This is a genomic window from Streptomyces sp. NPDC001135, from assembly GCF_053598395.1.
Genome location: NZ_JBSFKD010000036.1, coordinates 58,856 through 70,887, shown reverse-complemented (window position 1 = coordinate 70,887; position 12,032 = coordinate 58,856). Strand labels below are relative to the sequence as shown.

Here is a 12,032-nt window from a genome sequence, read left to right as displayed (position 1 = left end):
CCTCACGAGGCGAGGACCGGCATTCCCATGCAGAACCACAACAACCACGGCATCGTCGTGCTGAGCGGTGTCCGCACCCCCATCGGCAAGTTCGGCGGCGCGCTCGCCGACGTCCCCCCGGCCGACCTGGCCACCCTGGTCACCCGCGAGGCGCTGCACCGCAGCGGCCTGGCTCCCGAGGACGCCGGGCAGGTGGTCTTCGGCCACGTCATCCCCACGGAACCCCGCGACCTGTATCTGGCCCGCGTCGCGACCGTGCAGGCCGGCCTGCCGGTGTCGGTCCCGGCCATGAACGTCAACCGGCTGTGCGGCAGCGGCCTGCAGGCCGTCGTCTCCGCCGCCCAGAGCATCGCACTGGGTGACTGCCGGGTGGCCGTCGGCGGCGGCGCGGAGGCGATGAGCCGCGGCCCCTACTGGCTCCCGCAGGCCCGCTGGGGCGCCCGGATGGGCGACGGGCAGATCCTCGACGCCATGGTGGCGGCGCTCACCGACCCTTTCGACGGCGTCCACATGGGCATCACCGCCGAGAACGTCGCCGAGCGCTGGGAGGTCTCCCGCGAGGACCAGGACCAGCTGGCGCTCACCAGCCACCACCGGGCCGCCGCGGCGACCGCCGAAGGGCGCTTCACCGAGCAGATCGTCCCGGTGGAGATCACCACCCGCAAGGGCACGGTCCACGTCAGCGCCGACGAACACACCCGCCCCGGCATCACCGAGGCCGACCTCGCCAAGCTGCGCCCGGCGTTCAAGCCCGGTGGCACGGTCACCGCGGGCAACGCCTCCGGCATCAACGACGCGGCCGCGGCCGTCGTCCTGGCCGACGCGGCCGTCGCCGAGGAGCGCGGTCTGAAGCCGCTCGCGCGCCTGGTGGCGTACCGCCACGTCGGAGTGGAGCCGGCCTACATGGGCATCGGCCCCTCCCCCGCGATCAGCCGCCTGCTGGAGGACACCGGCCTGAAGGTCGACGACATCGACGTCTACGAGGTCAACGAGGCGTTCGCCGCCCAGGCGCTGGCCGTCACGCGCGAGCTCGGCCTGCCGCCCGAGCGCACCAACCCCAACGGCAGCGGCATCGGCCTCGGCCACCCGGTCGGCGCCACCGGAGCCGTCCTCACCGTCAAGGCGCTGCACGAACTGCGCCGCGTCGGCGGCCGCTACGCCGTGGTGTCGATGTGCATCGGGGGCGGCCAGGGCATCGCCGCACTGTTCGAGCGTGAGGGAGGCGTGTGATGGCGACCGGGAACCCCTTGGGCGACTGGGCCCAGAAGCCCTTCCGCGACTGGTACGAGGCCATGGAGCAGCAGGCCGCCGAAGCCACCGAGCAGCTCGTCTCGGGAAGCGCCTTCGCCGAGCTGCTGGGCCTGACCGCGGGCAACTTCGCCGCACTGACCCGCATCAGCGGGGAGACCTGCGACCTGATGCTGCGCAACATGCGGCTGGCCGGGCGTTCCGACGTGACCCGCCTCGGCCGCCAGCTGGCCCGGACCGAGGACAAGTTGGAGCGTGTCCTGCAGGAGGTCGAGGACCTGCGCGACCAGTTGGCGGACGGGGCGGCCGGTGAGGGGGCCGGAACATGACCGTCCGGCATCCGCTGCGCCCGGCCCGGGTGATGGCCGAGGCCGCCAATCTGGTCCTCACCGCGGACCAGGCGAACGTCGCGGCCACCCCCCGCGACGTCGTCTGGACCCACCGCACGACCACCCTGTACCGCTATCGCAGCGACCGGCGCCGCCACCCCGTTCCGGTGCTGCTGGTGTTCGCGCTGATCAACCGGCCGGACGTGTTCGACCTCCGGCCGGGGAACTCCTTCGTGGAGTTCCTGCTGGCCAAGGGATTCGACGTCTACCTGCTCGACTGGGGCGTACCCGACGAGGAGGACGCCGACCGCGGACTGGAGCACTACGTCTGCGACCAGTTGCACTGGGCGGTGCGGCGGGTGCTGCGCGGCTCCGGCGGCGACCGGGTGTCCCTGGTCGGCTGGTGCATGGGCGCGGCGTTCGCCGCGATGTACGCGGCGCTGTACCCCGCTGGTCCGGTGGCCAACACCGTCCTGCTGACCATGCCCTTCGACACCGAGGGCTCGGTGTACCGGCAGTGGGTCACGGCGGGCACCTACGACGTGGCCACCCTGGCGGACCTGCGGGTCATCCCGGGGCATGCCATCGACTGGGCGAACAAGATGCTCAAGCCGGTGGGCAACTACGTCACCACCTACCGCAGGCTGTGGGACCAGGTGGAGCAGGGCACCGTCGACCGGGAGGCCTTCCAGTCGATGGCGCGCTGGGTCGCCGACAACCCGCCGTTCCCGGCGCGCGCCTACCGGGAGTGGATCACCTGGCTGTACCAGGAGAACCGCTTCGCCGCGGGCACCCTCCGGCTGCGCGGGCGGCGCGTGGACCCGGCCGGGATCGACGCCGCCGTGCTCGTGGTGACCGCCGCCCAGGACCACATCGCCCCGCGCGCGGGCACCCTGCCCTTCCTCGACCGCGTCGGCTCCACCGACGTCACCCACTTCGACCGCCCGGGCGGGCACATCGGCCTCATGGCCGGCTCCAAGGCCCGGGACCGGATCTGGCCCGACATCGCCGGCTGGCTCGCCGCCCGCTCGGATTCCACCCCCGCAAGGAGCACCTCGTGACCATCACCGCCCCCTTCGTCACCGCCACCGCCGACCAGAGCCTGAAGGGCCGGGTGGCCCTCGTCACCGGCGGCACCCGCGGCATCGGCGCCGCCATCAGCCGCGGCCTGGCCGGCGCGGGAGCCACGGTCGCCGCCGCCTACGCCGGCAACACCGGGCGTGCCCGCGACTTCGTCGACCGGTGCCGCACCGAATTCGGCGCGGACGCGGAGCGGGTCGGCGCCCACCAGGCCGACGTCAGCTCCCCCGCGGACTGCCGCCGCCTGGTCGCGGACGTCGTTGAACGCCACGGCCGGATCGACATCCTGGTCAACAACGCCGGCATCACCATCGACCGCACCGTGGCCCGGATGGCCGAAGCCGACTGGCAGCAGGTGCTGGACGTCAACCTCTCCGGCCCCTTCTACCTCGCACAGGCGGCGCTCGGCGCCATGGTCGAGCAGGGCTCGGGCCGGATCGTCATGATCTCCTCCGTCATCGGGGAGACCGGCAACATCGGCCAGGCCAACTACGCGGCCGCCAAGTCCGGCCTGTTCGGCCTCACCAAGACCCTCGCCCGGGAAGCCGCCTTCCAGCTGGCCAAGACCGGCCGGCAGGACCCGTACGGGCCCGGCATCACGGTCAACGCCGTCACCCCCGGCTTCATCGCCACCGAGATGCTGGAGCACATCCCGGCCAAGGTGCTCGACCGCATCGTCGGCCAGGTCCCGCTGGGCCGGCTCGGCCGTCCCGAGGAGGTGGCCCGGCTGGTGCGCTTCCTAGCCGACGACGCCTCCGCGTACATCACCGGACAGGTCTGGGGCGTCAACGGAGGCCTCGACATGTGAACCGCCGACTCCCCTCCCGGGCGGCCCGCCCGGGAGGGGCCATCCAGGAAGACCCACCCAACAGGAGGTGTTCATGCAGGGCATGAGAGCAGAGGAGTACGGCACCGGCTTCGACCGGGCGGTACGCGACCTGGCGGACGTCCAGGACAAGTACCGTCACGCCGTCAGGCAGACCGGCCTGGCGGTCGTCGACGCCTGTGAGAAGTCGGTGGTCGCCGCGGTACGCGTGCAGGAGCAGGCCGCGCAGGCCAGTGCCGACTGGGTCGCGGAGACCGCGCGCACGCAGACCGGCCTCGGCAAGGAGCTCAACGCCATATCGGCCGGTGTGCTCCGTCAGCTCCTGGGCTGACCCGAGGCGCTCGCCAGCCGGTGGCCGCCGTCCAGGCCACCGGCTTCGGCCTGCTGCGTCCGCCGGTTCTGGCTCGGCCGGACCGGCCACCCCTCCTCGGCGTTCCGCTTCTCCGGGGAGGAACGGGGAAGAGCGGTCGCCGTGACCGGCGAGGGCACGTCCCCGGGCGACGCCTGGCCGGGTTGCGCCGGTAGCCACCGCGCCGGGGCCGAAGGCCGCGGTCCCGCGCCCGACCGCCCGGGCTTCGGCAGGGGCCCGGCCCCCGCCTCCGGCCGGCGGCATGGCGAAGCCCCAGTCCTTGGCTTTCTCGGCCTGTTGCAACGCCCGCTGCGCAGCCGGTTCGGGGTCGTGCCCTTCAGGTAGGCGTGGAGGGCTTCGCGGTGCGTGGAGCGGTGCCGGTGCGTACGCGGGAGGCGTCCTCGGCGTACGTGACGACCTATGCCGTTTCCTCAACAGAGGCATCCTGCTTGAGCTTTGGCCAGTGCTCCACAAGCTCATCAGCAGGGCCATCAAGGACGTCTGGGAGGAGGCATTCCCCGAGCTGCGTCCATGATCACCTTCCGGCGCACTCCCCTAGCACCCCGCAGTAGGCGTTCTCACCGCAACTGCGGCAGTCTCACCCAACCCGCAGGACCGCAGGTCAAACGGCCCGAGCAGGGTCCAGAACCCGTCGCAATCCATCTGCGGCACCGCAGGTCACCGGCATGCGGTCACCGCAACAACGGTGCGACCTCACAGCAGTGGAGCTGCGGACATCACAGCGTCAGGTGGTCGGACCGGTGCCGGTGGCGGCGTCCAAGGAGTACGCCTTGCCCCCTTCGCTGGTGATGTAGACCGTACCGTCTGCGACCGCGGGAGTGTTGAGGACACCGTCGCGGGAGGTGTGGGTCCACTGCTTGGCGCCGGTGGCAGCATCGAGGGCATGCAACATTTCGCCGTCATGGCTGGTGATGTGGACGATTCCCTCGACGACCACGGGCGAGGAGAGGACGTCGTCGAAGTAGGCGAGGTCGTCGTTGTCGTCCTCGGGCTTCCAGGAGTCGGTGAGGCCTGCGATGGTCCATCGCTTGGTGCCGGTGGCGGCGTCCAGGGCGTACAAAAGGCAGTCCCCCAAGCCGCCAACGTAAACGGTTCCGTTGGCGACTGTGGGCGATGAGGAACTGGAGCAGTCGGCGGCCTGGGTCCAGCGTTGGGCGCCGGTGGAGGCGTCCACCGCATAGAAAAGGCCGTCACCGCTGCTGAAGTAGACGGTGCCGTTGCCGACCGCAGGCGAGGAGGATTCATAGGCGTCGGCGCGGTGAGTCCATCGCTCGGTGCCGGTGATGGCGTCCAAGGCGTACACGCGGCCGTCGCTACTACTGAGGAACACGGTTCCGTCGACGACCGCAGGCGAGGAGCTGACGCTGCCACGTATGGTCTGGATCCACTGCTCGCTGCCGGTGACCGCGTCCAGGGCGTACACCTTGCGTTCATCGCTGCCGATGTAGACGGTTCCGCCGACGACCGTAGGGGAGCAGAACCGGTCATCGCGGGTGGTGTAGGTCCACTGCTCCTTGCCGGTGGCGGCATCCAGGGCATACACAAGGCCGTGACTAGTGCCGATGTAGACGGTTCCGCCGACGACTGCGGGCGATGAGCAGGAGTCGAGGCGGCCGCGGGTGGTGTGGGTCCACTGCTCAGCGCCGGTGGCGGCGTCCAGGGCGTGTACCCGGCCGCGGCTACTGCCGATGTAGACCGTGCCGTCGGCGAGCACCGGCGAGGAGAGAAAGTCCTCCTCGCTGACCTCGTAAGTCCACGGGGTGCTGGTGGTGCCTGGGAAGCACTTTGTTGGGGGGAGGGCGCGTACCGTCCTAGCCGTGGGCGGTGGCGAGGCGCGCCAGCTGTGCGGGGGCAGCGGCTCGGAGAGAGTGGCTGTCAGCTCCGGTCGTTTCGCGGAGTCCGGGTAAGCCACGGTAGTGGCGCCCGGTGACGTCTCGCGTGCTGTGCTGGCGTGTGCCGTTCCGACTGGCTCGGAGAGGACCGGCAGCGTCGCTTCAGATGCGCGTTCCATCGCCGTGGCCGGTTCCGGACGCGACACTGAGGGGGGCGCGGTGGTGAGTGCACGGAGACGGTCACGGACTTGGCCGGCGGTGGCAGGGCGGTTTTCGGGGTCTTTGGAGAGCAGGTCCAGGACGAGCTGGTCGAGGGCTGCCGGGACACCGAGGCTTCGGGCGCTAGGGGGTTCGGGAGCGCGGTGCAGGTGCGCGTATATCAGCGCAACCGTGTCGAGGTCGCTGAAGGGGGTGGAGCCGGTGAGGAGTTCGTGCAGCAGGCAGCCGAGCGAGTACAGGTCGGCGCGGCCGTCGCCAGCCTTGCCGAGGAGCCGCTCGGGCGGCATGTAGTGGGGGGTGCCGATGATGCGGCTGGCCTGGGTGACGGTGGAGGTGTAGCGGGCGATGCCGAAGTCGAGGATCTTGATGGTGCCGGTAAGGGTGAGCATGAGGTTGGCTGGCTTGAGGTCGCGGTGCACGATCCTGGCCGCATGGGCGGCGGCCAGGGCGTCAGCGGTCTGTGCGGCCCAGCTGATCGCGTCAGTGAGCGCTGGCAGGCCTTCGTGACGTAGGACGGCCGACAGATCCCGTCCCTGCAGCAGCTCCATGACGAGATACAAGGTGCCGTCGGAATCCTGGCCGGTGTCGTAGATGGTGACCACGCCGGGGTGGTTCAGACCGCCGGCCGTGCGTGCCTCGCGGAGAAACAGGTCGGTCCCCTCGTCACCTCCGGATGGGTGGAGCACCTTGACCGCGACGTGACGTCGGATCACGGTGTCGTGTGCCGCCCACACCTCGCCCATCCCGCCGCGGCCCAGCAGCTGCTTCAGTTGGTAACGGCCCGCGATTATCCGTTCGGCCAAAATCGCCCATCCTCGCACTTGGCCCGCGAGCCCACCACGTACAAGGTTTGTGGGGCGGGTTGGCGAAATCCTACCTACTGGTGGGACCGTTCCAGGGTCCGTCTACAAGCGGATCTTGTCTGATGACTCAGCTCCGTTGCGGTCAGGGTGCGGCAACGACGACTGCCGAAGCCCTCACCGCGGCGACCGACTTCGTCCACCGCTCGCTGCAGCTGGTCGCGGCGGCGACCCGTGCGGTGAGGGTCTGCATCGCGGGCAGGACGTCGATCTCCTGGCCGTCGTGCCAGGAGTCGGCGAGCGCGTCGATGTGTGTGGTCATCGCCTGTGCCTATTGGCCAGTTGGGTGGGGCGGAAGGCCAGCTGGACCAGGCAGCGCTGGCGTCGGTGGTCGCGGTGGGGGCAGGTGAGGACGCCGTCGTCCACCACCTCCCGGACCCGGTCGTAGAACACCCCACCCTTGTCGAAGGTCCGGTCGTCGACGAGGGCCCGGCGGGTCAGTTCGGGATCGCAGACCACCGCCCGCCACGGACTGACCCGGACCCAGACCAGGTCACCGCCGGCGGGCAGGGAAGAATGCGCACGACATATGACCACTGACTGATTGACAGCTGGAGCCGGCCTGCTTCAGCTGACGGCTCGGAGCCGGTTGAGAAGTCCGCGCACGTCTTCGGCATCCCCAATCAGGGAGATCCACCCGTGATGGTGGCTCTGTCGGCCCTTTCAAAATCGCCATGAAGATCACGAGCTGGGCCGACCAGCATGCGCAGGAGAGCGCGGCCGTACTGCATGAAGTGATTCTTCCGGCGGCGAAACGGGCTGCGGTACGTCAGCCGCGCCCGGTTGTGGTCGTCGTTGCCAGCTCTCTTCGGCCTACAGGCCGATACAGGCGAGGTTCTCGACCAAAGCACCCATCCGACACCAAAGCCCTCTCCCCCACCACCATGTCGGCCCCCCCAGCAGCGCGCCCCCGACGCCGACTAGGGATCCTTAGCTGGCCGGTTGGCCAGCGCGCCAGCTCGGCCCGTTATCTGCGACACAGACCGTTACTCCGCGTACAGGCGTCAGCTTTCGTCTCAATGTTCCTACCAGTCAGGGCCGGTGAGCCTCACGACGGCAGCGTGATGCTGGCAAGGGGCGTCAGATACGTCGATCGACGCGCCACAGCATCGAACCAGCAGCTGTCGATGTTGCCATACTCATTCTCGCGTTACTTGCCGCTGATCACGTGGAAGCCCGCGCCCGCACTCACCACGATTTCTTCATATTCCGCAAGTTTGACCTTACCTTCGTGAATCCTGCCCCCGATGGCAACAAGGACTGTGTCTCCCACCTTGAACGGCTTGAAATCGAAGTCCAACAACTTATCAGGCATGTTTCGCCTTCCTTTGTTCCAGTGCCCACAATCAGTCTCGACCCGTCTCCTCCCCCCTGCACGGCAGCAGTCTGAATGGCCGACTGAGCGGAGGCATTGGGCCAGATTGGCCGGGCAAAGCGCTCTTTGAGCCTTCAGGACACGTGGCACGCGGTTATGCCTCTCGTGGTCGGGCATCGACGTAGCGACCTCGGTCACGCAGCGTCCACCGCCTCCCGGCATGCGACCGAATGCGTCACAGCTGTGCGCTGGCGGACAGCGTGCAGTTCGCCCAGGCGCCGGCGGAGGAGGAACTCGGCGGTACGGCGGCCAGCCTCCTCCGCGGCCTGCTCAGCAGCCCCTTCGGCACCGCGGCCGCGACGCCGAAGGCACGCGTCATACGCGGCGTCGGCCTCCGCCACCGCCTCCTGCGCCCCGAGTAGCCGACGCAGCGCAGCCGCGCGCACCTCGTCTCGAATCTGCTGCGCGACCTGCGGCGCAGTGAACGCTGCCCAAGCCGGATCGGCGTCCCGACCGCAGGCCCGCTCGCACGCCTCCGCCAGCAGGGCGCGGGTGTCCGTCTCGCACTGTTGGATGAGCTCGGCAACCGCGGCCGCGGCCGACAGGTCAGCCCGAACGGCGACTGCCAGGTCGACGGCCTCCCGCACCAGTTCCTCGGTACGCCGCCGGTAGGAGCACGCCGGGCACAGACCCGCGGATTCGGGCAGCCCGCAATCCGCACATGGCGCCTGCCTGCGGGCCAGCTCCACTTCCTCCTCGAGAGCACGGCGTCGCGCGATCGCCCGCTGACGTTGCCCAACCTCACGCTCGGCCTGGGCCCGGCGAACCTGCGCCCGCTGCTCCTCAAGGGCGGTTTCCTCGCGCAGACGCCGCTCGGTCGCGGCCCGGCGCGCAGCCAGATCGCCGTACCGCATCTCGGCCTCGGCCCGGGCCTTGACCCGGGCCCGCAGCTCACGGCGCGTGTGGACGATGGTTCCGCAGGTCGGGCAGTCGGTGCCGGTGTCCAGGCGGATGCCGTCGTCGCACCTCAGGTCTGGGCAAGCAGGGCGTTGGACTAGGCCCCGGCCGAGCAGCCAGCCCATCGGCTCGCGTACCAGGGCCTCGCCCCCGACCTCCTCCAGCCGGTCGGTGAGCCGGGCCGCGAGCACGCGCGGTGCTGCCGTCGGGTCCACGATCCCCGAAAGCGCCCTAAGGGCCTGCTCAGCAGCGCGACGGGCGACGGCCTGCTGACCGACGCGGAGCTGCCTCCACAGGTAGGCCACCGGCGCCAAAGCAACCTGCAAACGAAGATCGTCAAGGTCAGCCACCCGCTGCTGTCGCTGCTGCCGTCCACGAGCACCATCCACGACCGTCAGCCGCGAACGGCACCCCATGCCCTCCGTCGGCAATCCCCCACCTGCGCAATCTCCCTGGTTTTCCCCGCGAAGCGGGCCATCCCCAGCCCGCGCCCGCTGGGACGACGCAACGCCAGCATCCGCGGCCTGGTCCTCGTGCGCGCACGCACGCTCCGGCCGACCACAGGAACCGGAATCGGCGTAGCCGGAAAACCCAAGACCACCAACACCTTGGGAAGACACATCAGCCACAAGAGGGTGATCAGCGTGAAGGGATGCCGTAGTCGCGAGGTCTCCCATATCAGTGCCGCAGCGCTCACGCGCCTCGCTGGCCTGCTGCTTCGTCGGCGGCAAGCACGCTTCACTAGGCCATGCCGTACCTGCGAGGTCTCCAACATGGCCAGCAGAAGCATCAGCACCCCCCTGACGACCGCCGGTCCCGGCGCCAGCACCGAAGCTGTGCGCGCTCATCACCGCCGGCACCACCAACCGCGACTCCTGCCGCAACCCGGACACCGTCTGCTTCCGCGGACGCTCCACCAGCCCGGCATCCTCCAGCCGCGCCAGCACCCGCTCCGCCCGCGACAGCGAACACCCCAGCAGCCCCGACAGAGTCGCCGCCGGCCGCCCGTATCGCTTGCTGACCCGGCCGCCACGCAGCCGCACCCGCCCCCTCTCCGTCGCCTCCAGCACCATCAACAGCAGGGCCAACCGGTCCGTCGCCGCACCATGCCCCCTACGGGCACCCAGGAGACCAGCTGGGGTCACCCGCCCGTCCCGGTGCGCCCTGCCCGGCGCCATCAGAGCCTCCATCAGCCGCAATAGGGAGGCGAGCTCCGACTTCTTCAACCGCAGTGGATGCCCAACCTCGCTCTGCGCATCCCACATCGGCAGCACACGGCAAGTCAGTCCCCAGTCCTCACCGAACTCCAGTGTCTCAACGTCCACCACAGGGGCAGTGGATCGCCGACGCCCGCCGCTTCCACGCCTGCGGCGACATGGACGCCGACCGCATCGAGCAGCTGCAGAAGCTGGGCATGATCTGGTCGCACTACGACGTCGCATGGGAGGAAGGACTCGCCCCGCGCGCGGGTGGGCCGCGCAGAACGGGCACCTGCTCGCGCCGCTGGACGCCACCTACCAGGGCTACAAGGTAGGCATCTGACTTAAGAACGCCCGCGCCGCCGCCCGCAAGGCCGCCGAGATCGAGCAGCGGCGTGCCGAGGGCCTGCCGGTTCAGTCGGCGGCCGGCGCGCTGTCGCAGGAGCGGCGCGAGCAGCTGGAGGACATCGACCCCTCATGGTGCCCGGCCTGGCCAGTGGAATGGCAGCGCGCCTTCCTCCTCACCCGGCAGCACCTCGAGGCCGGCGGCGAGCTCCCGATGGAGCCGGACGTCGTCGTGCACCAGGTCCAGGACCTCGGCCGGTGGGTACGCTCCGTCCGTCTCGGCTGGGACAAGCTCACAACCGTCCAGCAGTGGATGTGCGAACACATCCTCGGGATCGAACCCGCAGACGAGAACGAGAAACCCAAGCCTCGCCGCAGCCAGGCAGACAAATGGGCGATGAACTACACGGCCGCCAAGCAGTACTACGAGCGCGAGGGACACTTGCGCGTACCCAGAAAGCACATCGAACGGATCACCGGCGACGACCAGGAGGAACGGGAGCTGAAACTGGGTGCCTGGATCGGGAACCAGCGCAGCAGGGCCGCAACACTAGCCCCCGAACGCATCGAGCAGCTCTCCAACATCGGCAGGTGCTGGGCGTAACGGCGCGCGGACGATCAGCTGTAACTGGGCACTTCGCTGGACCAGTGAGGGTCGAGTTAGTCAGCTGAGCGTTCGGCGTTCAGCACGCTTTTGGCATGCTGGCACGCGCCCTACCCTCTGGCCATGCCTTGGACAACACTGGCCAGTGCCGTAGTCGGCGCCTTGATCGCGACCGCTTCCGCCGCGTTACTCGACCGCAGCCGCTGGCGACGGGAGCAGGATGACCGCCTCATCAGCGCACGACGTGTCCTGTACAGCGAGTACCTCGCGTGCCTCTCTCAGGCCCGCAACGACTTCCGTAGCCTGGCCCGCAACCAGACCTTGGACTTGGGCGAACGAGAGCGTTCCGCCCGCGACAGCTTCGCTCCGTGCTACGGCGTGCGCTACCAGATGTCGATCACTGCCGCGTCGAACGTATTCGTCGCCTCCGAGGACGCTTTCCGCCGACTACGTGACGTGCGGGATCTCGCCGCGGCCGGCACCCTCGCTGGGGACGAGGCGTACTCGGGTGGCCGCACCGAGTACGAGGCTGCGCTCACTCGACTTCGTGACGCCATGCGCGTCGATCTCGGAGCCGACCGGGAACCCACAGTGGCTAGGTGAAATGCTCAACGGGCCGACTCGGGCAAGCAGTCACAGCAGCAGGGCCGGGCAGGGGTGATCCTTTCCGGCCCTGCTGTCGGGTCAGCCTTCTTGCTGTGCGTCCTTACAGCGCCTGGTCAGTTCGTCTTCCCAGCCCTTGGGCGGGGCCATGGGCCGCCTCAGGCGATGTACGGGCGCGCTGGCTTCAAACTCCTGCGCAAGCGGGTACTGCTTGTCTCCTGACGTCACTGTCGGTGGCCAGTGCG

General features: G+C 69.5%; 13 protein-coding genes. 8 read left to right on the top strand and 5 right to left on the bottom strand.

Annotation, left to right across the window (positions count from 1 at the left end):
- Window positions 1-27 precede the first annotated feature (27 nt).
- The 5 genes from bktB (at window position 28) to ACWC94_RS33720 (ending at window position 3,814) form a co-directional block, all read left to right on the top strand.
- Window positions 28-1,230, top strand: coding sequence for a beta-ketothiolase BktB (gene bktB, locus ACWC94_RS33740; RefSeq protein WP_450801105.1), 1,203 nt, complete (start codon window positions 28-30; stop codon window positions 1,228-1,230).
- The gene (locus tag ACWC94_RS33735) at window positions 1,230-1,577 is read left to right on the top strand and encodes a hypothetical protein (protein ID WP_191873995.1); all 348 of its coding nucleotides are present in this window, start codon (window positions 1,230-1,232) and stop codon (window positions 1,575-1,577) included. Before bktB ends, ACWC94_RS33735 begins: the two co-directional genes overlap by 1 nt.
- Window positions 1,574-2,638, top strand: a complete 1,065-nt coding sequence (locus ACWC94_RS33730; protein ID WP_450801104.1) for an alpha/beta fold hydrolase — start codon at window positions 1,574-1,576, stop codon at window positions 2,636-2,638. The genes ACWC94_RS33735 and ACWC94_RS33730 overlap by 4 nt, the downstream gene beginning before the upstream one ends.
- Window positions 2,635-3,465, top strand: coding sequence for a 3-oxoacyl-ACP reductase FabG (gene fabG / locus ACWC94_RS33725; protein ID WP_450801103.1), 831 nt, complete (start codon window positions 2,635-2,637; stop codon window positions 3,463-3,465). Before ACWC94_RS33730 ends, fabG begins: the two co-directional genes overlap by 4 nt.
- A gap of 82 nt (window positions 3,466-3,547) precedes the next feature.
- Window positions 3,548-3,814, top strand: a complete 267-nt coding sequence (locus ACWC94_RS33720) for a hypothetical protein (RefSeq protein WP_450801102.1) — start codon at window positions 3,548-3,550, stop codon at window positions 3,812-3,814.
- Between the two features lie 763 nt (window positions 3,815-4,577).
- On the opposite strand, the gene ACWC94_RS33715 is transcribed toward ACWC94_RS33720, so the two are convergent.
- The 5 genes from ACWC94_RS33715 to ACWC94_RS33695 all read right to left on the bottom strand — a co-directional run bounded on the left by ACWC94_RS33715 (window position 4,578) and on the right by ACWC94_RS33695 (window position 9,386).
- The gene (locus ACWC94_RS33715; protein ID WP_450801101.1) at window positions 4,578-6,725 is read right to left on the bottom strand and encodes an outer membrane protein assembly factor BamB family protein; all 2,148 of its coding nucleotides are present in this window, start codon (window positions 6,723-6,725) and stop codon (window positions 4,578-4,580) included.
- Window positions 6,726-6,849: 124 nt separating this feature from the next.
- Complete coding sequence (locus tag ACWC94_RS33710) at window positions 6,850-7,026, bottom strand: hypothetical protein (RefSeq protein ID WP_450801100.1); 177 nt, start codon at window positions 7,024-7,026, stop codon at window positions 6,850-6,852.
- Complete coding sequence (locus tag ACWC94_RS33705; protein ID WP_450801099.1) at window positions 7,023-7,301, bottom strand: hypothetical protein; 279 nt, start codon at window positions 7,299-7,301, stop codon at window positions 7,023-7,025. The genes ACWC94_RS33710 and ACWC94_RS33705 overlap by 4 nt, the downstream gene beginning before the upstream one ends.
- A gap of 613 nt (window positions 7,302-7,914) precedes the next feature.
- Window positions 7,915-8,079 carry a hypothetical protein gene (locus ACWC94_RS33700; protein WP_450801098.1) on the bottom strand — a complete coding sequence of 55 codons (165 nt, stop codon included), beginning with the start codon at window positions 8,077-8,079 and terminating at the stop codon, window positions 7,915-7,917.
- A gap of 194 nt (window positions 8,080-8,273) precedes the next feature.
- Window positions 8,274-9,386, bottom strand: coding sequence for a hypothetical protein (locus tag ACWC94_RS33695; protein ID WP_450801097.1), 1,113 nt, complete (start codon window positions 9,384-9,386; stop codon window positions 8,274-8,276).
- A gap of 959 nt (window positions 9,387-10,345) precedes the next feature.
- Between ACWC94_RS33695 and ACWC94_RS33690 the strand changes: the two genes are divergently transcribed.
- The 3 genes from ACWC94_RS33690 to ACWC94_RS33680 all read left to right on the top strand — a co-directional run bounded on the left by ACWC94_RS33690 (window position 10,346) and on the right by ACWC94_RS33680 (window position 11,787).
- A complete protein-coding gene (locus ACWC94_RS33690; protein WP_450801096.1) occupies window positions 10,346-10,570 on the top strand; it encodes a helicase associated domain-containing protein in 225 nt (74 codons plus the stop codon).
- 161 nt (window positions 10,571-10,731) lie between these two features.
- Window positions 10,732-11,184: a helicase associated domain-containing protein gene (locus ACWC94_RS33685; RefSeq protein ID WP_450801095.1), complete on the top strand. Its 453-nt coding sequence runs from the start codon at window positions 10,732-10,734 to the stop codon at window positions 11,182-11,184.
- A gap of 123 nt (window positions 11,185-11,307) precedes the next feature.
- A complete protein-coding gene (locus ACWC94_RS33680) occupies window positions 11,308-11,787 on the top strand; it encodes a hypothetical protein (RefSeq protein WP_450801094.1) in 480 nt (159 codons plus the stop codon).
- Window positions 11,788-12,032 lie beyond the last annotated feature (245 nt).